Origin of the sequence: Methanospirillum lacunae, assembly GCF_003173355.1 — an archaeon.
Classification (GTDB): Archaea; Halobacteriota; Methanomicrobia; order Methanomicrobiales; family Methanospirillaceae; genus Methanospirillum; species Methanospirillum lacunae.
The window spans coordinates 21,585-48,064 of the sequence record NZ_QGMY01000010.1; the positions used below are offsets into that span (position 1 = coordinate 21,585).

Below are 26,480 nucleotides of genomic sequence, written 5' to 3' on the forward strand. Positions count from 1 at the left end.
AGAATAATTGTTTATTATTTGATTTTGGAACTATCATTCATTTTGCCTACAATAGCAATATTCCATGTTTTTTCAGAAATTGTTCCTTCAATATTAGAAGCCGGAAATATCCGCATAATTTCTAATTGGCAATTTTCAAAAAAGTATGCAATTTCTTGAGCAAAGAAAAACCTCATCACATGCTCTTCCCTTGTTTCAGAAATAACCCGATCTCCTTGAATATCCCATACCTGAAATTTAACGGTAACACAATGTCGAAAACTATCAAGTTCTCCAGAAGAGGCACGGATGACTTTTCGGTCACCCTCTTCAATCACTTTTACTTTATCACTAGGCTTCTCATGAAGTACTGAAGGGCCATACCAGACATCGCAAATAAAAAGTCCACCGGGTTTGAGATGTTCCTGCACAGTTTGTAAGGCATGTTGAATGTCTTCATTTTTAAGGTGATATCCAAGGACCGCGAACATCATAATGACAACATCGAATTTTTCAGATGTTCGAAAGTCACGGATATCTGATTGATAAAACTTACAAGATAGTTCCTTTTCCTGGGCCTTCTTCCGGGCAATTTCAAGCATTTCTTCCGAGCGATCAACCCCACAGACCTGGTATCCTCTCTTTGCAAGCCGAAGTGTATGGTTACCTGTTCCACATCCTAGATCGAGAATAGATAGTACTGCCTGGTTTGCATGTTCCTTGATAATCTCCTCAAGAAGGTTGCATTCGGCATCGTAATCCTTGTCTTGATAGAGAAGATCATATGTATCTGCGTAGTCCTTTCCAAAGAGAGTATTCATGATGACAGAATCTCCTTTACTGCATTACTCACCGTTGCTATCTGCTCTGAAGTGATAGTTAGTCCTGAGGGAAGATATAAACCCTGCCCCGCAATTCTCTCTGCGATTGGATATTTTTCATCTTTGAACAATCCCATTTTTTGGAATACTGGTTGTTCATGCATTCCAATAAAAAAAGGGCGTGTTTCAATTCCTTTTTCTAATAATCTCAAAGAAAATTCAGTATTGTCCATTCCCGTTTCTTCAGAAAGAACAAAAGCATACATCCAGTAAACACTCTTAGCCCATTGCTCCTCAATGGGTAACTGTAGACCAGAGAGTTCCTCAAGTTGATGAGAATATTCTTGCGCCATCCATCTTTTTTTAGTAATGATATCATCCATTCTCTCTATCTGGGCAACTCCAAGAGCTGCTTGTATGTTAGTGAGCCGAAAGTTATTGCCGAGGGATTCGTGATAGAACCTCCTGGGAGGCTGAAAATAAAGGTTCAGATACGCCCGAGCTTTCTTCGCCAAAACCTCGTCATCGGTAAGGACCATACCGCCTTCTCCAGTAGTAATCAGTTTGTTTGCATAGAAACTGAAACAACTGAAGGTTCCAAAACTACCACATCTTCGCCATGTATTCGATGAATGGCATTGTGTCTGGTATTCAGCTCCATGGGCTTCAGCAGCGTCTTCTATGATTGCAAGATTATGATCTTCTGCTAGGTCTAACAGAGGATCCATGTCTACCGGGTGCCCATAGATATGTACAGGCATAATTGCCTTTGTTTTTGATGTGATTTTTTCTGCGACGTGATCAACGTCCATCGTCCAGAGTTTGGGATCACTATCGACAAGTACCGGAGTCCCATTATTATTCACTATTGCAAGGGCACATGAGATGATTGTAAAAGTTGGCATAATCACCTCATCGCCAGGTTTCAGACCTAAACAATGTACAGCGACATCAAGGGCTGTAGTGCCATTAGAGACTGCAATTCCATATTGGCGGTTACAATATGTAGCCCATTGTTCTTCGAACTGATCTATATATTTCCCGGCAGAAGATATCCAACCACTTTTGATGCAGTCGGTAATATTTTCCAGTTCTTTGCCACATAGGAAGGGTTCACTTACAGGGATCATAATATTACCCAACTTCCATTATTTGTCATTTTTTCCCACTTCATATCCGAAAATACTGCACTAATGTAGGACTTAAGATCTCCTAAATAATTTGCATTAAATTATTAATAATGAGATTTGGATGTGTTTTTTTCTCAATCTATTTCTAAATGATGATAAAAATCACACCTGTAAGTATCATTAGAGATATCAATTTCCGTTCTCTCCTTTAAATCTGACCTTATCCTGATCGCCACAGTATGGTCCTTGTTTGACCTCTACCATCTCTGTATCTTCAAGGAATTCAAAACCATGTCCACCAGATGCAAGAAGAATAACATCTCCTTTTATACATATCCATTCGTTAAGATATTTTTTGTCATCACTATAAAATGTGATTCTGACTTTACCTTTTCGGATAATGAGGGTCTCCTGGGTATACTGTATATTTCGCGTACAGAGGTTATGTACGTGTTCCTGAATGATATCACCTGTTTTGTGAGGGAGGAAACCCAACTGTTGGGAGAAGGAATTTGGGGTGAAGAACTCTATCTTATCAGAGGAATAGGATGCCGGAATGATAAGGGCTATCAATTGGTCTCCATTAGAAATTGACTTAATATTAGTCATATTAATATGTTTTCCCTATGTAAATATTGAAATGGTCGGTGAATTTATTAGCATCCATGTTTTTTAAATTTAGTGTAGATATTACTTTTTGGCTCAATGCTCGTTTACCTTTTTATAACATTTGTGATATTGATCAAATTTAAAATTGGAAACAGGTGGTTGATTTTAGTATTAAACCTTTTATGAAGAGATTCAGATATTCTTTATACGCATGTATACACATTTGATTGTCTATAAAAGATCAGTGGACATGGTCATTAATTTTCATAATAATTTCCCCGAGAAATAGTTGTCAGTTGTAATTGATCACATTCATTAGTCATTAATTTTCTTCTTCATGTTGGATATCGACTCGATGATTTCTCTTCCCTCATTAATCAGTGCAGGTATATCATATTTTTCTGCGATAAGGGAATGCAACTTATTCCCTATTTTTTTTGCATATTCAGGGTTTGAAATCAATGAAATGATTGCACGAGAAAAACTATCAGGTTCATCAGCAATTAAAATATCTATTTCGTGAGTAACTGGAATTCCCTCTGCTCCAAGTGTTGTTGATACCACAGGAATTTTGCATGCTCCCGCCTCTAATATCTTAAATCGTGTACCTGATTCAAATTTTAATGGTACAATTGCCACATCTGCATGGCATAGATAAGGAAGAACTATAGGTAACATACCTGTTATTGTTATGGATGGATCTTTGATGTCCTCCAAAATTTTGTTTGAATTATTTCCTATAATATACAAATGGATATTTGGGATCTCCTTTTTTATTAAGGGTAAAATTTTATCGATCACCCATCGGGCTGATTCCTCCATGGGACTATTCTCCCAAAAAGTTCCTGCAAGATAGATGCAAGGATGATGAAAATTCATAATTTTAGGGGGAATGAGTTTATAATTATTTAAATCAATAACATTAGAAAAAACCTTGATTTGATCGGGTTTTTTTGCATGTTTGCGATAATAATCAGCATCGATTTCAGAGACTGCTGTGGTAATATCTGCTAATTGTGTGCCCCATTGTTCTTCTTCTTCTTTTTCCTTTCCTTTATGAGTGATCTCTTTAATCTGGATTGGATCTGTCAGATATGGGATACCTCTGAGGATAAATCGTGACCATACGGAATCAGTATCACAAACCACAGGCAATGATGTTTTTTCTTTTAGAAATTTTACAAGAGGATATGAAATATTTCCGTATCCTAACCAGATAATATCTGGTTTTATCATCCGTATGATGTCTAAAAGATATTCTTCGTCATTTTTTTCATTAAACACACTGAAATGTGTTAATTTAAATAAAAGGCGAAAAATAGAGTTAATTTTTTTTTCTGTCCATTTGAGATTAGTTGCTGATGGAGAGATAAAAAAAAAGTCACACCAAGATTTATAGTAATCTATTTCTGCTCTTGATACCGGGGTCCTACAGTAAATTGTCAAATTAGAAATCTGCGATAATGCTTTTATGGAGTTTTCAATGCGGAGGAAGGGGCCCCCAACTGCTGGGTATTGTAACACCGGAGTTGTGAATAATATGCGGGGTTTTTTATTCATTTTTGAAAAAAATTATGTTAAAAGTATCATTTATTATTTCTCTTATTTTTTGATCTGCCTAAAGATGTTAATGGACCAATATGGGGCATTGAATATCCAGTTAGGTTTCTGGTGGCCATCGCTCTTCAGATAGGATTGGTATTCCTTTGATTATTGAATCAATAATGTAATCTCGTGCTTTATTTTTTCCTGGAAGTAAATCTGACAATGATTTGATTTTTAATTGAGGTTCTTTTCCCCAGGTGTAATGCATAATATCGACTTTAGTATAATAATGATATTGATAGAATAAAATAAATTTATATGCCTTTTCGATTTGTTTTTCTTGTTCGATTAAAATTTCTCCGTTGAGGCATCTCTCCAGATCCGAAAAATACTCCTCCGAGAAGACAGGATCTATTGTAAATCCGAAACCACGGTATGGGGAATGAGCAGTTGTAATTACGGGGATGCCTCTCCCTGCTAATTCTATTCCCACGGTTGTTGTATGAACTAAACCAACAGTGGTGAGCGGGATTAAATCATAAACAGTGCAGTCTACTTTAGTTGGCAGTAAAAAAACATTGTTTGGAATGGTAACCTTATTCAGGGAAAGAGCGATCTCAATTCGTTCTTTTGTTTCTGGGATTTCTGGATGTAATTCACCAGGATGTGGTTTAATTATTAACTGGTATTCTGAATGGATAGCGAACCATTTTATTGTCTGAATAATCCAATCAATCATATCTGAAAAAACGATTTGCTTGTTTAATGCTGCTAAATCCCATATTACGTTAGCGGCCAATATTGCGGTTTTTTTTCCCATATCAAATTTAGAAAAGTCAAAATGAACTGAGTTATGCGACTGTAATGAAGCCGTATCAAGTATCATCTCTCTACCGGTATATCGTGAATTGATCCAGTTTTTTACTTTCTCTACTTGTTGTTTATTTAATGGTTTATTCACAAATGATTTCCAGGAAGGCGAAAAATCAAGGTTCATGGCAGCATTATTGTATGCATAGCACCAGCCGTCCGGTCGTCCCCCTATCCAATGGGAATAAAATGGAATATTTTTTTCTTCACAAATATGTTGTAATAGTGCCCACATTCCATAATAACTATCATTGGTTACCACTCGATCAGGTTTGATCTCATTGATGAGATTTCGATATGCACAACTTAGTATCAGAAGATTCTGAAGGTACACTTTTCCAAGATTATTATAATCTGGAATTAAATGATAATCGCCGACTACGTAATTATTCACTAGAATGTCTTTTGCCCATTTTCCAAATAAAAAATTTCCTTCCTTATAATCTATCCAGTTATCATCCAAATGGGCTATTTTATTATGGACTTCTTTTAACTCCACAGAACTAATATATATTGACAACTTATATGGTTTAATGGGATTATTATGCCATAATAATTCAGATTGTTTCTGACAGTAATGGCAACTCATGGTAAAACCCTTTGTATTCCATACTCCACCGAAAACATTGCATTCAAAACTTTGAATAGAATCGCAATATGTCGGAATTATTGTCGCATTTCGTAATCGGAGAGCATAACTTAAAATTCTGTCATGAATAAAACATGGGGGATATATACTGAATGAAGGACCAATTAGGATTTTAATAGAATGATTCGATTTTATAATTGGAAACTGGTTTATTTCCTGATCAATGTTGTCGAGTAGATGCAAATAATCTTCAGGTTTAAAAAGAACACTTTTTAAATTTTGGATATTTTTTTTATAAAAAGAGAAAACCTTTGATATCATATTAAATAATCGAGAGTATCATAAAATTTATAGTTATTCAACTTTATCAATATTATTAACGGATTTTTTGATCTTTAATAAGTGCAATTTCAAGTCTTGAATTACTATCTTAATTACATGATGAAATCAATAGATTTGAGCATGCTATTTTTTCTTTACGCCCATAAAGGATTTTTGATCACTTATAAAATTTATACAGTTAATTTTTTGTATATCATTGTTTCGAACACATAATTTATAGAGAGACTACATCTTTTGTAATTTCGTTATTATGCACACCAAATACCATTGAACTAAAATAATCATAAATCGTATACCCATAATTATTATTATAATTATATGAACCTTTTTTGAGGTTGTACTATCAAGTAGCGCATTTATGTAAGATATGAAGAATCTTGGAGGTAAATAGGGCCGAAATAGATAGGGATATTTTGGGAGAGGGTTACTTTTTCCGAGAGTATCAATCTTTTTCGCCCATCTTTTATGAAACAAGGTTTCTTTCACTATATTGTAATCAGTGTGATCAATGATATTAATTAACATACATACTTCAGCAGGGTATTGAACATTAATAGAATTTTCATTCTTTTTTAAGAAATCTAATAAAAAAGGAGTTAATTCCTTCCTAAACAAGGAATATGTAAGGGTTCCTTTACCCCATGATTCATTAAAAAATAGAAATTTCGCTAACCTGAAATACTTATTTCGATTTGAATATATTGCAGGTTTTGTATTATCATAAATTACCTGATCATATGAATCAATAGTATTAAAATTAGAAAATGCCATTGAACAGGAATTTTGGTTTATCAAAGGGGAAAGACATTTTTCTATAAATGAATTATCCCAAAGATCATCATCCGATGCCAACATAAAGTAATCACCGGAAGATTTCTCTAATACAAATTTAAAATTAAACGCCATTCCATAATTCTCTTTCTGCCGAAAGTATTGAATCCGGTTATCCCGTGCCATAAACTCCCGAACTATTTCTTCTGTCTCCTGAGTTCGAGAACAATTATCCGAAACGATGATCTCAAGGTTCTTATATGTCTGTTCAGTGATACATTCCAATGTTCTCCGTAGACCCTCCGGTCGGTTATAGGTGGGAATCCCAATTGAAACCAATGGCATTACTTTATGAACTTCTAACAATCCCATGCACTAACTCACTTTTACGTCGTCTCTCTTCCTGGGCCAAGCGCATGCTGTAGGGGCAAGGTTAACCTCATGTGGTCCAACTATATACGTACCAGGTTTTCATTCTACTGCGTTTCGAGCTGTAAATATCCTTACTTGTTAGATGCGGAAAGAAGGGGGAAAAAGAAAGGACAACATCCATTGCCTACTTCTTCAAATACCCAGAAACCGCCTATTTGGTACACCCAAGTGATGGATTAAAAATAAATAGCTCATCTTGTAACCGTTTTTCTCTTCGTCAGATCAACTAAAGAAAATCTTGTAATATCACCACAGTGTTATTTATCCTTCCTAACTGTGTGTAGTCCAAGGCTGCCTGCTACTCGTATGTATTTTACAGGTCACTCTAGTATTCTGAAATGTAACATCACCCAATATTCGACCATGATCATTATTCATCTGTGATCCGAAGGTTCATGGTATACGTATTAATTATCCTCACGAAAGAAGAACGACTAATTTATCCTTTTTAAATATCCATCCGGAGCAACAGTTAATAATATTTTTTCTTCAATTTTTTTATCTATTTGAAATTTGGTGTTCTCTTTTAAAAATTCCCAGACTGCCGTTTTTGGATTATTACCTTTATCCCAAGGTCTATCTGGGAATGAGCCTTTAGGTAGATCCTCAATAGCTGTATCAAAAACGACGCAATAACTTCCGAGAGTAACTAACGGTGAATATAACTCCAATTCTCGTAATACATGCTGATGTGTATGATTAGAATCAAGGGAAACCAATATTCTTCTGCAACCCTGGGCCATTTGAATGACTTTGTCAACGATTTCCTGACTAGTACTATCACCCTCTAACAACACGATTCGTTTATACATTGGATGTTTTTCAATTGCCTCACGGTTATGGGGTCTAATATCAATATCTATCCCTATGACTATGCCTTCTTCCCCAATTAATTCAAGCATTGAAGCCGAAAAAATAAGGGACCCCCCATGTGCAATACCGGTTTCAATTATTAAATCAGGCTTAATATTCCAGATAATCTCTTGCATTGCCATTATATCTTGAGGTATTTGAATTATCGGACGACCAAGCCATGTAAAATCGTATCCATACTTATTCTCGCTTATTGTCCTAAAATAATCTCGAGAAACTTCTAGTAAAGTTGGATCCATAATATTCGTTGAATTATTTTTTTTAAAACCATTTAGTTATACTTGTATAATTGGGCACTTTATATTTTTATCTCGAAGAATCTTTCTCATTTCTATGACGTAAGAACCAGTTGGGATAATGATTACACTATAATTTGAAATCTTATCAAAAATTTTTAAGGGTAATATCTTTTTACCCATAATGGTATGTTTTTGTTTGCTCTCATCTTTATCAATGATCCCAATGATATTACATGCTTGTAATTCACTCATTCCAAGAATTAACCCCATATAACTTGAAAATCCCCATATATATGTGGGTAGTTGGTTTTGCATAAGTTCTTGAATATCCTTGGAATTAGCAGAGTAAGACATTAAAACATTTGTAACTGTATCAGAAAGGGTAAAATCGGGTATTTTCTGCTGTTTTAATCCCTTTTTTATTACAATATAAATACATTCTCCTTTCCCAAACCCACCTTTTATAAATGTAGTTCCCTTGAGGATCAAATCAAATCCATTATTTTTTGCTAAATTCGTGAGGTGATGATAATCAAAATGGTTGATATGTTCATGAGAGAAATCAAATAATGGATAATTATTAAAGGATGGATAATTTTTAGCATTTGGGACTTCAAGATAAACGATGCCTTCTTCCCCTAAATTTTGACTAATATATTGCAATGCTAAATTTAAGTCAAAAATATGTTCCAATACATTTGAGGCTATAATAACATCAAATTTTGTGGAAAAAAGAGAAATCTGTTGAAAAGAACCTTGAATCGTATTAATTCCATAATTATGGTTCAAGTAATCGACAAATTGAGGAAGCAATTCTAATGCATAGAGATTAGTATATCCTTGGTTTTTTAGATTAATTAATAATCCACCTTTTCCACAACCAATATCTAGGATTTTGGATGTGCTTGGTTTATACGATTGAATCAGTTGGGTAATTATTTCATATCGTATCAATTCTTCTGGAATGATGGATCCACTTCCAATGCAATTCCCGGTGAAATTATATTCTTTTTGTGCATAATATCTTTCGTAATCCTCTTCTTTTGAATCGGTATCGTTAAAGAGAAAACCACAACTAACACAAGCTACTAAATTATTATTTCCATGAATTGGGCAATCATCAAACTGAATATAATTTAATGGGATTATCAATTTTACATCATTGCTTTCACAGATTGGACACTTTCTAAAGGAATTCATATTAATATCACATACCAAATTCATTCACTATTTATTTTGGGACTTGTACCTGCTATTAATATATTTCCATCGGAAGGTAGTTTCTTCTCTAATGAAGAATTTGGAGGTAATTAATAGAATTTTGTTACTCATTGTGATCTATTAAAGGTTCATCAAAAACGGTTTGATAATATCTGTGATATCCTCTCTCCATACATTTTTTACATTTTATACTTTTTCTCCGAATAGATTCTATCTCTGATGCTGAAATCTTCATAAAATTTTCAGCAACAATTCCTTCTGAATAACAATTACAAAAAGCTACACTTAAATCAGAGGATATTCTCATTATTGAATAATATTCACATGGAAATGATTTGGATTCTAGTGCCAGTTCATGCGTTTTTTCGACACTATTCACTATCATCTGTTGTGCTGTTTTTATTTCATTGGGAACTTCTTTTCCTCGTAATATGTTATCTACCATCTCCAATGATAATATATTTGCATGAATTGGTCTGCATACAAAATTTAATTTCTCACACAAAATTCGAAACTTATAATAGTCCTGTATTCTATTCTTGTATAATAAGAAAAAAATTTCAATTGTTGTAGATAATTGATGTTTATCTTTAAGTTCTTTAAGTTTTAACAAATTTGAGTATAATGTTGTCCATTTTCCCCCTTGGTGTGTAATCTCATAATTATCTCCCCACCCTGAAACTGAGATCCGAATCCATGTAGGCTCCGCAAGAATAGTTTTTGTAATATCCCCTGATATTGCTAAATTTGTAGAAATACCACATCCAATATTATTTTCATTACAAATGCGGATAAATTTATCAATATCTGGGTTTAAGAGTGGTTCACCTAAACCAAATAAATCGATTGTTCCAACAAAGGGATCCTCTGCTAATATCTTTTTTAACAGTTGTCCAAATGTTTTTACAGACATATTACATGGTTTACGCAAACTCTTTGTAATCCCAAACGAGCAAGAAATACAGGATAAATTACAATAATTTGTTGGTTGAATTAGGTACTCAAATTTTTGAATAGTAGAAAGATTATAAAAGTCTTCCCCCTCAATTAAACCTGCATTTTTGCAAATTTGGGTTATTTCAGGACCGAAAGAACGGGTAGTGATTATTATAAACGATTTATGCTTTTCATATTGAGAATTAAAAAAGACATCTGGTGTATAGCACCGTTCATGATAAATATCCTCATTAACCAAAGGTGAACTATCGATATACCCTACAAATTTTAAATTATTTCTTACTAATACCTTTTTAATTCCCAATCCTGCATTTCGTGCTCCCCAAAGATAGATGTTTTTATCTTTAAGCTGTTGAAAGGCTTCTGAAAATTTTATAGTATCATGATTTTGATTATTTATCATTAAAATCCCGGCTTTAATTTATGATATTATTAATTCGTTTCGCTCGTTCGCTATAATATTTCATACTGTTAAATTTTTCCCGATACTTAATAAGGTCCTCTATACTCATAGCATAAGGTTTGATATAAAATTCATTGTGATTATCCGCATTAAATTGAATATCCCCTTTCCAAAAGTCATTTGAGGAATATGTAGAAATTAGGCATCCCCCGGTTTCAGCACGAAAATATAGGTCTGTTTCAGGAAATGGAATTAAATTTGCTACATAGTTCATATCCAGTTTGAGTTCTTTCATTAATTGAATTGTGTCCTCTAATGTAGATGTGGTTTCTTCCGGAAATCCCATAATAAATAAACCAAATGTGAATATATCATACTTTTTACATAGTTTTGAGGCCTCCTGAATATTCTTGCGTGACACTTTTTTTCCAATAACATGTTCACGAATGTAATCATTTCCATGCTCTATAGGTAGTTTTACCATTACACAACCTGCTTTAGATAAAGCTTCAACGACTTCTTCTTGTATATTTCCAAGATATATCCCGTTGGTAAGAGAAAACTGAATATCCAGGCCTCTATTTAAAATTTCCTGACAAATATTAAGGACATGATTCCTATTCACAGTTAAATTATCATCAATAAATTCAAAATATCGTTGTCGGTAACGATTATACAATAATTCTATCTCATCAACAACTAATTTAGGGCTTCGTAATCGTAATTTACCTCCCATAAATTTTTTTACCGAACAAAAAGAGCATGAAAAGGGACAGCCTCTAGAAGATAAAATGGGAACGACAAGGTTAATGTTTTGATTTTTCGGATTCCAATATGATGAATGATCGGAATAATAATTCTCCAACTGAATTAAATTCCATAATGGAATTCCATAATCATCAAGATTTAACGAGAAAAAATTCCGAGAATTTATTATTATTTTGGATCTTTCTCTTAAAGCCAAGGCATCAATCTTCTTAATATTATCAATATCATTTACCTGCAGAGATGATGCTAATTCAGCCATTGTTTCCTCACCTTCTCCAAGACAGATATAAGATATTTCAGGGCAATTATTCAAGATATCGTAGGCAAAATATGTTGGGTGTAACCCTCCGGTAGAGATCGGGATTTCTGGGTATGTGTTATACAGGATTTTTGCAGTCTCCCGAACCCATAAAAATTTCATGGAATCAAAACAATTCAACCCTATGAGTCCCGGCCTTTTGAGATGAATCTCTTTTTCAATTACATCAGCAAAAAACTCCGGTGGTGAAATATTATCGGGGATATGCAGTATTGAAAAATCAATGATGATTGGGTTATGCCCTTTTTTTTGTAAATATGATGCAATATATAATATCCCCACTGGAATGGTTTCTTTATTATTTCGAACCTCCTGGGTCCTGGGAAAAGAAACAAGAATTACATTCATAAATTATTTTTTCCCTTACAAATTGAATTAGTTAAATCACACAAAGTTTTCAGTTGCATATCATCAGGAAAAAAGGAGAAATAATGAAAAACACTCCCCTTTGATGGACTACAAAAAATCGGAGACATAGACTCTGTAATACCTAAAGTATGAATATCTCTATTATTTGGAAGTGATAATAAATTAGAATAGAGATGGGATATTTTTGTTTCACCTAATGATAATAAAAATAATTTACATCCCATATTAGGGTGGTTTATAGGATTATTATTTGAATCTTTAAGAACATGGTTTTTTTGAGGTATTTTTAATAATTCGCGATATATCTTATGCCAGCGATTCCGAGTTTTTTTAATACTCATCTTATGAATAACTTGATCTATGGCATATTCTGCCATTTTTTGCCTGATATTTGGATTATAGTAAAGGAATTCAATAGCCTTTTGATATTCCTCAATGGTGGATGCAACAATACCTGATTTATATTGTTCAACAATAAATCGTTCAGGGCCATTATCAAGAACCACAGGGACAACTCCACATGCCATTGCTTCTATAAGAACTTGCTCACCCGTTCCATAATTTTCTTTGCACAAGGGGTAACCAAATACATCAAGTTTTGACAAAATTGGTTTAATATTTTTTAGGGGTCCTGTAAAATCAAATATATTCAGGTACCCTTTATCATCTGCTTCTTTTTGCAGATGATTATGGTCATCTCCCCCGCAAACAATAAATTTTTTATCTGGAATTTGAATAGAATAACATATTTCTAAAAAATCGCGATGCATTTTTGAATAAGAAACAGTTCCAATATATCCGATATTAAAAAATGAATGATCTAAATGATGAACTCCTTCAACATGTTCATATCCTGCGGTTTCAAAAACAAGTTTTAAGTTTTTTTCTCTCCACTCTACAGTTTGTCTTTTGATGGCATCTGAGGATAAACTATATTCTGTAGATATTACAAAAAAGTCTGGATAAAGTAAAACCTGATCTGTGAAAATGTTTGGTGGATGATGACCATTTACATGAGACCATATCACAGCTCTAAATTGGGGAAAAGAATCGATAGATAAAAATCGATATAGTAATGGATGATTCCAGAAATGAATATGCACAATATCAGTTTCTTTTATTTTGCTTTCTAACAACTGATAATCGGTAATCCCATTCTCAAATAATTCGATTCCAAATTTTTTAGACCATTCTTTTGTATCGTTGTTTGCATAATCAAGGCAGATTAATTGATGAAAAAAATCTTCTTGTTCATGAGATGATCCAATAAAATTACGTAGAACACGCCCAACACCTCCTCCCATGTGAGGAACAATATGTAATATTTTGTACATTTTAGTTATCCTTTATTACCGTGGCCCATTTGATGAATTGTTGGAGAAACAAGATTTGGGTAATATTAATCTACAAAATGGTCTTGAATTTAGAAATATTATTTGATTATTATCAATCCAATCATTTTTTTTCCCTCAAGAAATTCTCATCATTTTTCAATAGAAGATTATGTATTTTTTTCCCCTCCCCCCAAAAAGCCATTGGTTCATATTCTTGGTAAGGAAAATAACCTAGATTTAGGTTTAATCCAGATCCATGTGAGAGAATATATTCCTCCACTAATCGTCGAATGGAAATTGGATTCCCACTACAACAATTTATCACTCCATTACATTCTGGATGTTCTGCAACCAATGCAATTCGGTGGGCTACTTCCTCCACGGGAAGATAATCGCGTAGTTGCTCACCACCTGACATATTAAATATGTCATCTTTATGATCTAATGCTGAATTAAGCTGAGCAAAAAGGCTATTTGGATTTTGGCCAGTTCCGTAAGTGTAAAAGAGACGGACCCATTGAAGTGTGAAGGAAATATTTTGTTGATATATTTGTAAAAATTTACGTAGTGTGTCTTTCGCTATCCCATACGAAGTAATAGGTTCAGTATGGGTTTCTTCAGATAACTTTCCATATTGCATACCATATTCCAAACATGTTCCAGCAACTAAGACCTGTTTTACTCCAGATTTTACCATCTTTATAATAAAATGGTAACTCGCAGGAAGATTTTCCTCATAATGGAACATTGCATGATAATTCGGAAGACCAGCCCAGGCCAAATGAATCAAGATTTCTGGTTCTCCGAACAACTCTCTTATATTTAAGTTTGGATCTTGCATATCAGCAATAACAAATTTAACCTTCCCCCACCAAGAAAGTAGTTCTGCCTTTTTCTGATGACGCGAAAAAGCGATGACGTTATGCCCTTTATTATGGAGTTCATTAACGACATGATGGCCAATAAACCCTGTGGCTCCAGTAACCAATATAGTTTTCTTTTTACTCATTATTTGAGCCCATTTTTATCCACAATGATTTCCAATTAACGTCCGATTAATTACTCCAATAATTGTCGTCGCTCTCTCATCTTAATATTGTGATAGAGGGGATTGGGGCGACTAAAATTCCACCCCATTCTGATATATATTTCAAGTTAGAAGAAATTTCGCTGGAGATATTCCAGGGAAATACTATCACAACATCCGGTTTATCCTCTTTAATCCTATTAGGATGATATATTGGAATATGTGATCCAGGAAGAAAAAAACCCTGTTTATGTGGCGAAGCATCAACTACATATCTGATAAGATTGGTTCCTTTAATACCGCAGGCATTAAGTAATGTATTTCCTTTCGCAGCAGCTCCATATCCTATTACTAATTTCCCGTCTTGTTTTTTTTCAAGCAGAAAACTCATAAACTTTTCCGTAATTTCTTCGACTTTCTTTTGAAAATCAATATATCGTTCAGAAGTATTTAAACCATACTTTTTTTCTTCAGCAATACAATCAGTAACAGTTTTATTGCATGGATATCTTTTTGATTCTGCATGACATGCATAAATTCTCAATGATCCACCATGAGTGGGTAATCTTTCAATATCATAGATTCGAAGACGATGTCGGGAGAAGAGTTCTAGTACTGTCATCAATGAAAGATAAGAATAATGTTCATGGTAGATAGTATCAAATTGGACTTTCCTCAATAACTCCAAAATGTGTGGAAATTCCATTGTGATGGTTCCTTCTGGTGATAAAATCAATTTAAGACTCTCAACAAACCCGTTGATGTCAGGTACGTGAGCAAGAACGTTATTACCGATAACCAAATCTTGAGTACCATTTTTATCAATAATTTCTTGAGCAACCCGAATCGAAAAAAAATCCCGAATCGTTTCAATACCTCGCTCCTCTGCAGATTCAGCCGGCCCTGTCGCTGGATCTACTCCGATACAGGGAATACCATTCTCCACAAAAAATTGAAGCAGATACCCATCATTAGATGCTATCTCAAGTACCTTTGACTTTTGATGAAGCCCCAAACGAGGAATGATCATAGAGACGTATTCATATGCGTGATTTACCCAGGATATTGAATATGAGCTGAAATAACGGTAATCCCTTGAGAATATATCTATTGCTTGCTTATATTGATCAATCTGCATCAACCAACATGACTCACAAACCAGAACTCTTAACGGATAGTAGATCTCAGGTAAGTTGAGCTCTTTTGAGGATAAGTAACCATTCGAAGGAGGAGCATGATTGAGATCGCAGACAATACGCGAAATTGGGGAACCACACAACCTGCAATTCATAAAATTACCCCCAAAAAGTCGCTGTTAATATACTGGTGATTTAGATCCCGCTCTGAAATTTCTCCAATTTGAATCGGCCACTTAATTGCAATTTTTGGATCCATAACTGAAAGGCCGTCCTCACATTCTGGTGAATAATAATTGGTATGAAAATATAGGAGCTCTGAATTGCTTGATAAAACTTGGAACCCATGAGCACACCCCTCAGGAATGACAATCATTTTGTGTTCCTCTTCTGATAGAATAACCCCAAACCACTTCAAAAATGTTGGCGAGTTCGTCCTGATATCGACCACTACGTCAAATACCTTTCCCCTGATGCACTGAATTAGCTTCATCTCAGCTTTTGGAGGATACTGAAAATGCAGACCGCGTATAGTACCAGATGTTCGGGTATAAGAGTGGTTAATCTGAGCAATATGACGGTTACCCATAATCTTTACAAGTTCTTCTGCACAATAAAGACGTGAAAACCATCCCCGTTCATCTGATATGCGTTGTAATTCTACAATAAAAACGCCGGAAATTGATGTCTCTATAAAGATCATTTAACCAGATCCATGTATTCAATAATATCCTGAATTGATCTGGAAGAAACCAGATTACCGTTGTAGAGATAATCGTAATACCAATTCGCTGTCTTCTCAATTGCTTGTTGGTTTTTCCAGAGTGGTGACCATCCTAAAATATCGCGACTTTTTTCAACAGAAAGGTTAAGTACAGGTGTTTCATGAAAATCAGATGACTTCACAACAGGTTTTGCACACTTCTCAGGCCAAGCCCCAATAAATCGATCTATTAATTCCTGAACTGTCAGACAATCATTGCTATCAGGACCAAAATTGAATGCCGAACAGAATGTCTCCTCCCTTGTTGTTAGAAGTGTACTAGCTAGGAGCAGATATCCATACAATGGTTCAAGAACATGTTGCCATGGTCTGATAGCTTGTGGATTTCGTAGAATTATCGGTTCTTTTGCAACAATGGAACGAAACATATCCGGGATAATTCGGTCAGATGCAAAATCACCACCTCCAATGACATTTCCTGCACGGACAGTTGCAAGAGCAATTTGGTGTTCATTCAGTTTTTCAGGAGTAAAATATGAACATCTATAAGATTCGCAGATGATCTCAACTGCTGCCTTACTGGCACTATATGGATCTGACCCCCCTAGTCGGTCACTTTCCTGAAAGCAGGAAGTTCTCCCTTCAACCGCATAGCACTTATCACTGGTTACAATGATTACTATGACTGGTTGCCCATTTTCTCTAATCGCCTCAAGTAGAGCGATAGTTCCCATAATATTCACATCATGGGTTTCTCTTGGATTAAGATACCCATAGGTGACTAAAGGCTGAGCGGCAAAATGAAAGATTACATCCGGACGAAATTCCATAAGAACTTTCTTAAGAATATCCCGATCTCTGATATCTGCCAATAGTTCATCATGTAAGTATTCCTTAATTCCAACTATATTATAATGGGATTCAGCAGCTGCAGGTAAGGAATATCCATATACATGTGAACCGATGAGGGAAAGCCATAGAGTAAGCCATGATCCTTTAAAACCGGTATGTCCGGTAATAAAAGTTTTTTTCCCGGTAAATATATCAATAGGAGAGGTCACTGGGGGGGCACCTTCCAGAATGCCTTATTTTCTGCCCAAAGGTGATTTAAATATTGAACATCACGAAGTGTATCCATACATGCCCATTTTCCTGAGTGCCGATATATCATCAATTCTCCCTTTTCAGCAAGTAACTCTAATAATCCTGTCTCAAAATCACATAAATCATCCAAAGTTAGATAATCGAAGATTTTCCGATTACAAATATAATATCCTCCGTTGACATAATGAGTTGATACCTCAGGTTTTTCCTTGAATTTCACAATCTGATCCCCTATTATTTTCATCTCGCCGAACTGGGAAGCTGGAGAGACCCCGGTCAGAGTTACCATCTTTCCATGAGACTGATGGAAAGTAATTAACTGATCGAGATTGAGATCTGATAAGCCGTCTCCATAGGTCATAAGAAAGAGGTCATCATGTACGAACTTTTCAATTCTTTTAATACGGGCACCTTTCAAACTTAATTCTCCGGTATCAACGAGAGTAACCTTCCAACCGGCAACCTCATCATGACGGGGATAAAAGGTCATCTTACTCTCTGCTCCGAATTCTATGGAGACATCGGAGTTCATAAGTTCATAATGATAGAAATACTCTTTTATCTGATCCCCCTTATAACCCAATGCTAAAATAAATTCCTGATGTCCGAATCGGGAGTATAACTGCATGATATGCCAGAGAATTGGTCTACCTCCAATAGGAACCATCGGTTTTGGACGAAATTCGGTTTCTTCTTTAAGACGGGTCCCCAGACCACCACAGAGTATTACGACCTGCATCAGGTTTTTGCTCCTAAAAATAATGTTCCCCGGGAAGATATGCTATTTCGGGTATGATATTTAGTTTTTATTCGCCCGTTTCAATAAAAGTATCTCGATCAGCGACTCGAGATACAACAACAACCATCACATAACAATGACATATTGTGAGTCTGTCGATGTAATCACAACCACTAATATTATGTTTGTCATTTTATGAATATACCTTCTTCATAACTCGTCAAATAATTTGTCTTCCCTCAATCCCGATCAGCGGTTCGGGCTTACCGGGTCTCTTCTGGAAGATGGCATAATATCCACCCTCAAGGATTATTGCTGTTATCCTATTTGATCCACATTCCATTCTAAAGATGGTCTGATAACTCCCGGTATCACACCGCCGTATCCTGATATTCGTGAAGGAACACCCTCAATGGGATCTGTTATATTAAACATAAGAGCATGTTTTTCCCAAAAACTAACCCTCATCCCAGTATGAATAAAGGTGAGAGCAAGATGGACTGAATACAACCCATCGTTCATAAAATTAGCAGGGATCTCACACTTTGCAATATATTCACCGGATTTACATGATTGATCATAATTCCATGAGGGACTCGTGATAAATGCACATTGTCCCTGACTATCATATATATGAAAATTTGGGGAAGGGATTTTTGGAACATCGTTGAGTATTTTATATTGCATACAAATAAAGAATGATTTATTAATTGAAATTTCAAAAACCTGCTCTCCCGAACGGTTTTCTATCCATGCTGCGCACAAGGTTCCTTGATGATCTCCTGGAGGGTTATCTACATGTGAATAATCAATAGTGGCAGGATTAACACAATTATTACCCATCTGATATGAAGCAATGACATCACTAGTATGTCCGATAAGTTTTATTTTTCCCGAATCTAACAATATGCACTCATTGCATAGAGAAGATATCATAGGCATATTATGGCTTACGAATAAAACTGTCCTCCCACCTTTAGATATCTCTTGCATCTTTCCCAAACACTTTTTCTGGAAATCTGCATCCCCAACCGCTAAAACCTCATCAACCACTAAAATCTCCGGCTCCATATGGGCTGCTACAGCAAATGCAAGACGGACATACATGCCACTTGAATAACGCTTAACTGGGGTATCAATAAATTTATCTACTCCGGAAAATGAAACGATTTCATCAAATTTTGAATTTATTTCATTTTTCGTCATTCCTAATATTGCACCATTTAAAAAAATATTCTCTCTGCCGGTCAGTTCAGGATGAAACCCAGTTCCTACCTCTAATAAACTTGCGATACGTCCTTTCACATTTATTTTACCGGATGTAGGTGCTGTCACTCGTGATAATATTTTTAATAATGTAGACTTTCCAGCACCATTACGTCCGATGATGCCAAGAATATCTCCTTTCCTGACTTCAAATGAAATATCTTTAAGTGCCCAAAATTGTTCATTTGAACCGGTTTTAAATCCTAATAACTCAGAATTCACTTTTGTATTAGGGTCATCCCTCCCAAGAAATCTTGCCCATTTGCTTTGGAGGTCTTTTGATAATAATCCATGACTTATTACCCCAAGGCGATACTGCTTAGAAAGATTCTTTATCTGGATCACTACATCATTCATATTTCTTCCCTCATGACTACACAGTATCCATGAAGGTCTTTTCGACCTTGTTGAAAAGTAGTATTCCAAAGATCAGAATGATCACTGTCATGATAATACTCATTTCCCATACCCAAGGTCGTATTGCTCCACTCCCGAGAAAAGCATATCTGAATACCTCAACAATTGCAGTCATTGGGTTTAATGCAAAGATCCATTGCCATTTCTCCGGGATCTGTGAAAGTGGATAGACTATTGGGGTTGCATACATCCAGAGTTGTACCCCAAATCCCACTGCAAAGATAAGATCTCGATACTTCGTTGTCAGACTGGATATGAGGATGCCCATTCCAAGACCTAATGCTGCCATTTGGATAAGGAGCAGAGGGATAACAATGATCCATAATGTTAACTTAACCGATGATCCAACTAATATATAATAACCTAAGAATATCAGAAACAGACTAAACTGGATAAAAAAAGTCAACAGGTTCGTGATCACCACAGATATGGGTACTACCAACCGGGGAAAATATACTTTGCCAAATATTCCGGCGTTTTCAATAAAGGTATTCGAAGTCTTAGTCATACAATTTGCAAAGTATGTCCAAGCAACAATACCTGCCATGTAAAACAGGATTTGTGGTATCCCATCAGTCGGGATTTGTGCAATATTTCCAAATACTACTGTGAATACGATGGTTGTGAATAATGGTTGTAAAAAGAACCAGACTGGTCCGAGTATTGTCTGTTTATAAATTGATACAAAATCTCGTCGGACAAGGAGGAGAATAAGATCCCTATAACGCCAGATTTCAGCAAGATTGATATCAAGCCATCCGGCTCGTGGACGGATCTCTAAAGTCCAATTAGTGTCTGTTATCTTATTCATTGAAATCAGATACTCAAAATTATGAATTGATTAGAAACAATCCTATCTATTAAAGGAAATAAAATACTTATACCTTACATCCCGCACCATTGATGTAAGAACTAATATTTCTTATTTGCATAACTGTGATGATACAATAAGCATAAATGAAAATGAAATCTCAAAAATTCATAGAGATTTTTTCCATGGGTGAGGATTATTAGTTATACCTCCAGTTCCGCTAATAAATGGCGAATTTCCTCTTTTGATAGCAATGGCAAATCTCTTGATGAATATATTCCTTCTGATAATTCTCTGAATCCTGCAGGAATATTAGGCTTTATAGTTTTATTCCCATATGGTCTTTCCTTTGGCAAAATTAGGTACATGCTATCACTTTCATATGCAGCGATGGTTTCATCTGTAGTCATGAGTACTTCATCGATTTTTTCACCACCCCTCAATCCTATGATTTGTGTTTCAATATCATTTGGAGTATATCCGTAATGTGATGCAAACATTTCCTTCATTACCTCTCCAAGGTCCTGTATCCTAATTACCGGCATTTTAAGGATAAATATTTCTTTTCCCTCAGCAAGTATTCCTGCTATAAGTATGAGTTTTGCAGCAGATGGGATATCCATTATAAATCGTCTCATATCTGGATGTGTGATGGAAATGGGACCCCCCTTTCTTATTTGTTTTAGAAATGTCGGGATAACCGATCCACGGGAATTAAGGACATTACCAAATCTAACACAGGAAAAGGCGGTTTTCTTATGTCCTCGATAAGAATTCGCAGAAATAGTGAGACGTTCTGCAAGAAGTTTGGTTGCACCCATTACATTCGAAGGGTTTACTGCTTTATCTGTACTAACAGTAATAATTTTTCCGACTCCCTGAATCAGGCCTGCTTCGAGAACGTTTTGTGTTCCGAGCACATTGGTCTTAATCGCGTCAAAGGGGTTAAATTCACAAATTGGCACATGTTTAAGAGCTGCTGCATGGAAGACGATATCAACATGTTCCATTGCCATAACTAACCTTGCTTTATCTCTGATATCACCAATGAGTGGTCTCAATTTTTGTGAGTTAAGATCCTGTTCAAGATCAAAGAGAGCTGTCTCATTATTATCAAAAACACGGATAAATTCCGGATCAAGTTGAATGATCTCCCTAACCAGAACAGATCCAATGGATCCCACCCCGCCGGTTATCAATACCCTTTTTCCTTGGTAAAAATCTTTGAGATTCATTGATTTTCCTGATAAAACTCTCCCACTGCTTCAACAACTGTCCTTAAGTCTTCATCAGACATTCCAGGATATATGGGCAGACTTACAATATTTTCAGCCACTGTTTCAGTAATGGGAAGCGATATCTCATATCCGAGTTTTTTCTTATAATAATGAGTAAGATGAACCGGTGGGAAATATATCTTGCTCATTATGCCCTTTGAGGTCAGAAATTCCATAAGTCTGTTTCTATCTAATAATCGGACTGAAAATAATTGATATACATGATCATACCCGTATGGGGATAGCATAGGCGATGCTTTAGGCGCATATTTTTTAAGAAGAGTGACATATTTTTCAGCAATCTTTTTTCTCATTTGGATCATTGTATCAACTTTCTGAAGTTGAGTTAACCCAAGTGAAGCAGCTATATTTGAAAGCCTGAAATTATATCCTAAGGTGATATAATCCATTGGTTCCTGGGATGAAAAATAATCCGATGTCTCAAGTCGTCCATGGGATCTGATAAGTTTCATCTTTTCATAGAGTTTCCGTGAGTCGGTTACAATTGCTCCTCCCTCTCCTGTAGTGATTATTTTATTCTGGCAGAATGAGAGCATGGCTGAATCTCCAAATGTTCCAACTTTCACTCCTTTTATTTTTGCGCCAAAGGATTCTGCAGCATCTTCAATCAGAATCAGGTTATGATCATCTGCAATTTCCCGCAATTCATGTATCATGCAGGGGCATCCACCATAATGCACTGGAATGATTGCCTTTGTTTTCGGAGTGATGTGTTCAAGGACACTTTCAGGGCTCAGACCAAGGGTTTTCTCTTCGATATCAGCAAATACCGGTTTCGCCCCGACAAACAATGGAGCGTTTGCTGTCGCGATGAAAGTAAATGACGGAACAATAACCTCATCACTCTTTCCGACCTCATAGGCAAGTAGCGAAGCATGAAGTGCTGAAGTTCCAGAGTTGAAAGTCAGACAGTATTTTGTTCCGATATTTTCTGAAAGATCATGTTCAAAATGGGTAACTTCTGATCCAACTGCCCAATTCATCCCAGAAGAAAGAGTAGTCGTTATTGCATTGAGATCATTTTGATCCCAATACATCTTAAAAAGTGGTATATTCCAAGTCATATTGTGGTATTAACTTCATTTTTAGATATTTTCCGAATAACCTTTGCTGGTACACCATAAGCAATCACTCCTTGAGGAACATTAGCATTCACAAAACTGAAGGCCCCAATTATAGATCCTTCACCTATAGTTACTCCTGGCATTATCACCGAATGTGTCCCAATACAACACCTCTTCTTAAGAACAACCTTCCCTTGTTTCTTGTCAATTGTCGAGATAGAATAAATTGAGCAATGAGATCCTATTTGCACTAGTTCTTCTATCTCAACTCCATACTTAGCATTAATGTAGGTAAATGCTCCAATATCGGTTTTGTACCCTAGTTTAAAATTATCAACACATTTAACAATCCAGTGAAATTTTGTTGGTTCGCCATCAATGATCTCTGGATAATTCCAGGTTTCGAATCTTTCATTCATAAGGATATATGTTTAAAATTGGAGCATAAAACTCAGTGAATCAAACCTATTATTTGAGGTCACTCCATTCTAACCATTCATCAGCTTCAAAATCACGATTAACTTGCCTACCGATAACATATCGGAATTCATCCGGATGTATTCCGGTACCTGGTCTTTTGTAATCAATATCCCCAAAACTTATAACTTCTCCTTCCTTCATTGGTTGTCGAATAACGATTCTTCGTCGGAATTTTTTCCTCTTCTCCTCTTCTTCATCGGTTACCGTTCTGACTGCCGACCCAATAGATGTAAAAACATTACAACCTTCACGTACTATTATTTCCATCTCATTTGGATTTGCAGATATCGCGTGATCCCAACCATCCATTTCTTTATCTAATGTAAAATGTTTTTCAATGATACATGCTCCAATGGCAATGGCAGCAAGGGGGATCGCAGTACCAAGGGTGTGATCACTAAACCCTACAGGAAGGTCGAATGCCATTTGTAACATAGGGATATTTTTTAGATGGATGGTATTGTAGGCTGGAGGATATATAGAAACACAGTGTAACAGAGCTATTGGCCCGGATCCATTCTTCTTCAGTGTATTCACCGCTCGTTCAATCTCTCCAAGAGTGGCCATACCGGTAGATAGAATTACTGGCTTTCCTTTCCCCCCGATATATTCAAGTAAAGGAATATGATTGATATCCATGGATGCAATTTTAAATGCCGGTATAGCTAATGACTCAAGGAGATCAACTTCTTCTTTTGAGAAACAACTGGAAAGAAAAGTCATGCCCTTTTCTTTACAGTAATGCAATATCTCCTTATGTTGCTGTGGAGTAAACTGGTATCGCTCCACCATCTCCAACAAAGAGCCAAAATGCTTTTTTTTATCTGCATACTGGGTGTTTCGGCTGTATTCTGTTAGGGATATTAATGAACCTGCAGACCATGATTGAAATTTTACTGCATCAACTCCTGATAACACCGCTGCATCAATCATTTGTCTACACAGATTCATATCTCCATTATGGTTTGATCCTATCTCAGCGATAATATAGGGTTTTTCACCAGAACCAATGGGCCGATTATTAATTATCAGTTTTTCCATATGTTATCGAGATGTGGGTGGGCTACCATATCCCACCATATGTGTTCAGATGGTAATTCATTTAATTTTTGAATATAAAGGAGTAGTTTATCCTGATCCTGTTTCATGATACTTAAAAATGTTCGAATTTTATCCTCTTGTTCTTCCAACTGGGTTTTATGTTGAGAAGGGATATGTGATAATGAACTGATAACAAGAAGATAATGGTTGAGAGCCATTTCTGCCGCTTTTAGAATATATTCCTGTGTAAAAGGCGGAATTATTCTGGCAGTGTTCATACCATACTGTCGGTATTTCATCCGCGGAATGATATCAAACGAGAACCGAGCCCCCCGAATCCATGCAGATGTTGCAAGAAACCAGTCTACAAGAACACAATTATCAGGAATTGGTAAAATTTTTTCTAGAATATTTGTAGTATATATGGTATTTGAAAGTCCAAATACATTATTACATAAAGGGATTTTTGATGCTATTATCGATTCTTTAGGGTATTGGAATATACTACCCAATGGCTTCCCTGCTTCGTTGATAATGGTTAAGGCACACCCTCCAACATCGCATATTTTGAGCATATTACGTGCAGCTTCTACACGATTTGGTTCAAGAATATCATCACTGTCTACGAAAATTATCGCGTCATAATTTTTCATTATCTGTTTAATTGCTCGTTGACGTAATGATGAAGGTGATTCATCTGATTTTCGCTCTATGTATGTAATCCTATCGTTCGAACCAAAATACGGCTTTACTTCATTCTCCTGAATTCTGTCAAGGCCAACCCAGGTGTCAAAATCAAGATCAGACTGATCCCAAAGAGAACTAAAAAAGTCATTCAAAAAGCGTTTTCCTTCAGGATAAATGGTAGTAAATAGTGCAAGAGTTTTCTTGTTCATCAAAGTAATCCATTCCGATTTTTCATGAGCATTTCTGCCATGTTCCAGTCATCTTCAGTGTCGATATCAACTCCATGATCCCAAGCTATCTCCCATCCGGTTTTGTTTTCGCAATGGAATGTCTTTTCGCGTCTTAATGCATCTGCAGAGATCCACCAGATAGCCCCAGTAGGACAAAATAACTCTGGAAGATCCTGACTTCTTTCTTTAACTCTATCCTCAAAAATGGGATGCATCATTTTCCGACTATCTCTTTTCATTGCCCACCATGGATTTTGCCATCCATAATGGGTTATTGAAATTTGAGAATCTGCATCCTCCGTTCTGAATTGTGTAAAACTATTTATTATATCCTCTTCAGTTCTTAAAGGGCAATTTGACATTAATTGGGCAATAAAATTAAATTTCGTTCCTTCAGGATCAATTTGATTTAAGGCATCTAATGTTACTTCTGATACTGGAGTATAATCATCAGCAAGAGAATGAGTACGGATAAACGGAATTTCAGCACCAAATTGTTTTGAGACTTCTGCAATTTCTGGGTCATCCGTCGACACAATTACCTGCCTAAAGAGCCCTGATTTTAGAGCTGCCTGTATGGTGTATACAATGATAGGAAGTCCACAAAAATCGAGGACATTTTTCCGAGGTATTCGTTTTGAACCTCCTCGAGCAGGAATGATTGCAAGACATGAAAAACGATTATTTCCTTTTTGATCCTTATACATAGTTGCACCTTATATTAAAGAAACATTAAAGCATTGGTTTTTTATCCTAATATGAGATTCATATCACATTAAAATACTATTATATCGGCCCTGTTTCAATATTGCTTGTAAATATCGACACCGGTTCATTCTGAGTTGCTGGGCGAACATAGACCCAGTCAGCGGTCATGGTCCCTGC

General features: G+C 35.7%; 24 protein-coding genes. All 24 read right to left on the reverse strand.

Annotation, left to right across the window (positions count from 1 at the left end):
- Positions 1-14: 14 nt before the first annotated feature.
- The 24 genes from DK846_RS13855 to pseF all read right to left on the reverse strand — a co-directional run bounded on the left by DK846_RS13855 (position 15) and on the right by pseF (position 26,302).
- Positions 15-800 (reverse strand): class I SAM-dependent DNA methyltransferase, encoded by a 786-nt coding sequence (locus DK846_RS13855; RefSeq protein WP_109969563.1) that lies wholly within the window; start codon positions 798-800, stop codon positions 15-17.
- Positions 797-1,930, reverse strand: coding sequence for a DegT/DnrJ/EryC1/StrS family aminotransferase (locus DK846_RS13860; protein WP_109969564.1), 1,134 nt, complete (start codon positions 1,928-1,930; stop codon positions 797-799). The genes DK846_RS13855 and DK846_RS13860 overlap by 4 nt, the downstream gene beginning before the upstream one ends.
- Positions 1,931-2,119: 189 nt before the next feature.
- On the reverse strand, positions 2,120-2,539 hold the full coding sequence (locus DK846_RS13865) for a cupin domain-containing protein (protein WP_109969565.1): 420 nt from the start codon (positions 2,537-2,539) through the stop codon (positions 2,120-2,122).
- A 315-nt stretch (positions 2,540-2,854) separates the two neighbouring features.
- Positions 2,855-4,099: a glycosyltransferase family 4 protein gene (locus tag DK846_RS13870; RefSeq protein ID WP_109969566.1), complete on the reverse strand. Its 1,245-nt coding sequence runs from the start codon at positions 4,097-4,099 to the stop codon at positions 2,855-2,857.
- A gap of 100 nt (positions 4,100-4,199) precedes the next feature.
- Complete coding sequence (locus DK846_RS13875) at positions 4,200-5,864, reverse strand: hypothetical protein (RefSeq protein ID WP_109969567.1); 1,665 nt, start codon at positions 5,862-5,864, stop codon at positions 4,200-4,202.
- A gap of 246 nt (positions 5,865-6,110) precedes the next feature.
- A complete protein-coding gene (locus tag DK846_RS13880; protein WP_109969568.1) occupies positions 6,111-7,028 on the reverse strand; it encodes a glycosyltransferase family 2 protein in 918 nt (305 codons plus the stop codon).
- 494 nt (positions 7,029-7,522) lie between these two features.
- Positions 7,523-8,200, reverse strand: coding sequence for a cephalosporin hydroxylase family protein (locus DK846_RS13885; protein WP_109969569.1), 678 nt, complete (start codon positions 8,198-8,200; stop codon positions 7,523-7,525).
- 36 nt (positions 8,201-8,236) lie between these two features.
- The gene (locus DK846_RS13890; RefSeq protein WP_181391797.1) at positions 8,237-9,400 is read right to left on the reverse strand and encodes a class I SAM-dependent methyltransferase; all 1,164 of its coding nucleotides are present in this window, start codon (positions 9,398-9,400) and stop codon (positions 8,237-8,239) included.
- A 124-nt stretch (positions 9,401-9,524) separates the two neighbouring features.
- Positions 9,525-10,781: a radical SAM protein gene (locus tag DK846_RS13895; protein WP_109969571.1), complete on the reverse strand. Its 1,257-nt coding sequence runs from the start codon at positions 10,779-10,781 to the stop codon at positions 9,525-9,527.
- Between the two features lie 13 nt (positions 10,782-10,794).
- Positions 10,795-12,216, reverse strand: a complete 1,422-nt coding sequence (locus tag DK846_RS13900) for a B12-binding domain-containing radical SAM protein (protein ID WP_109969572.1) — start codon at positions 12,214-12,216, stop codon at positions 10,795-10,797.
- Entirely contained in the window at positions 12,213-13,571 is a 1,359-nt protein-coding gene (locus DK846_RS13905) for a glycosyltransferase family 4 protein (RefSeq protein ID WP_109969573.1), read from the reverse strand. The genes DK846_RS13900 and DK846_RS13905 overlap by 4 nt, the downstream gene beginning before the upstream one ends.
- 121 nt (positions 13,572-13,692) lie before the next feature.
- Positions 13,693-14,580: an NAD-dependent epimerase/dehydratase family protein gene (locus DK846_RS13910; protein WP_109969574.1), complete on the reverse strand. Its 888-nt coding sequence runs from the start codon at positions 14,578-14,580 to the stop codon at positions 13,693-13,695.
- A 76-nt stretch (positions 14,581-14,656) separates the two neighbouring features.
- Positions 14,657-15,889: a class I SAM-dependent methyltransferase gene (locus DK846_RS13915; protein WP_109969575.1), complete on the reverse strand. Its 1,233-nt coding sequence runs from the start codon at positions 15,887-15,889 to the stop codon at positions 14,657-14,659.
- Entirely contained in the window at positions 15,886-16,437 is a 552-nt protein-coding gene (gene rfbC / locus DK846_RS13920) for a dTDP-4-dehydrorhamnose 3,5-epimerase (RefSeq protein WP_109969576.1), read from the reverse strand. Before rfbC ends, DK846_RS13915 begins: the two co-directional genes overlap by 4 nt.
- Positions 16,434-17,519, reverse strand: coding sequence for a CDP-glucose 4,6-dehydratase (gene rfbG, locus DK846_RS13925; RefSeq protein WP_181391798.1), 1,086 nt, complete (start codon positions 17,517-17,519; stop codon positions 16,434-16,436). Before rfbG ends, rfbC begins: the two co-directional genes overlap by 4 nt.
- Positions 17,516-18,301, reverse strand: a complete 786-nt coding sequence (gene rfbF / locus DK846_RS13930) for a glucose-1-phosphate cytidylyltransferase (RefSeq protein WP_109969578.1) — start codon at positions 18,299-18,301, stop codon at positions 17,516-17,518. The genes rfbG and rfbF overlap by 4 nt, the downstream gene beginning before the upstream one ends.
- A gap of 318 nt (positions 18,302-18,619) precedes the next feature.
- A complete protein-coding gene (locus tag DK846_RS13935; protein WP_109969579.1) occupies positions 18,620-19,924 on the reverse strand; it encodes an ABC transporter ATP-binding protein in 1,305 nt (434 codons plus the stop codon).
- Positions 19,925-19,940: 16 nt separating this feature from the next.
- Positions 19,941-20,795 (reverse strand): ABC transporter permease, encoded by an 855-nt coding sequence (locus DK846_RS13940; protein WP_109969580.1) that lies wholly within the window; start codon positions 20,793-20,795, stop codon positions 19,941-19,943.
- Between the two features lie 203 nt (positions 20,796-20,998).
- Positions 20,999-22,030 (reverse strand): SDR family NAD(P)-dependent oxidoreductase, encoded by a 1,032-nt coding sequence (locus tag DK846_RS13945; RefSeq protein ID WP_109969581.1) that lies wholly within the window; start codon positions 22,028-22,030, stop codon positions 20,999-21,001.
- Complete coding sequence (locus tag DK846_RS13950; protein WP_245926563.1) at positions 22,027-23,130, reverse strand: DegT/DnrJ/EryC1/StrS family aminotransferase; 1,104 nt, start codon at positions 23,128-23,130, stop codon at positions 22,027-22,029. Before DK846_RS13950 ends, DK846_RS13945 begins: the two co-directional genes overlap by 4 nt.
- Positions 23,131-23,153: 23 nt before the next feature.
- Positions 23,154-23,576 (reverse strand): acyltransferase, encoded by a 423-nt coding sequence (locus DK846_RS13955; RefSeq protein WP_109969583.1) that lies wholly within the window; start codon positions 23,574-23,576, stop codon positions 23,154-23,156.
- A 49-nt stretch (positions 23,577-23,625) separates the two neighbouring features.
- A complete protein-coding gene (locus DK846_RS13960) occupies positions 23,626-24,588 on the reverse strand; it encodes an N-acetylneuraminate synthase family protein (RefSeq protein ID WP_219970724.1) in 963 nt (320 codons plus the stop codon).
- 77 nt (positions 24,589-24,665) lie between these two features.
- On the reverse strand, positions 24,666-25,574 hold the full coding sequence (locus DK846_RS13965; protein WP_109969585.1) for a glycosyltransferase family 2 protein: 909 nt from the start codon (positions 25,572-25,574) through the stop codon (positions 24,666-24,668).
- Positions 25,574-26,302: a pseudaminic acid cytidylyltransferase gene (gene pseF, locus DK846_RS13970; RefSeq protein WP_109969586.1), complete on the reverse strand. Its 729-nt coding sequence runs from the start codon at positions 26,300-26,302 to the stop codon at positions 25,574-25,576. The genes DK846_RS13965 and pseF overlap by 1 nt, the downstream gene beginning before the upstream one ends.
- Positions 26,303-26,480: the final 178 nt, after the last annotated feature.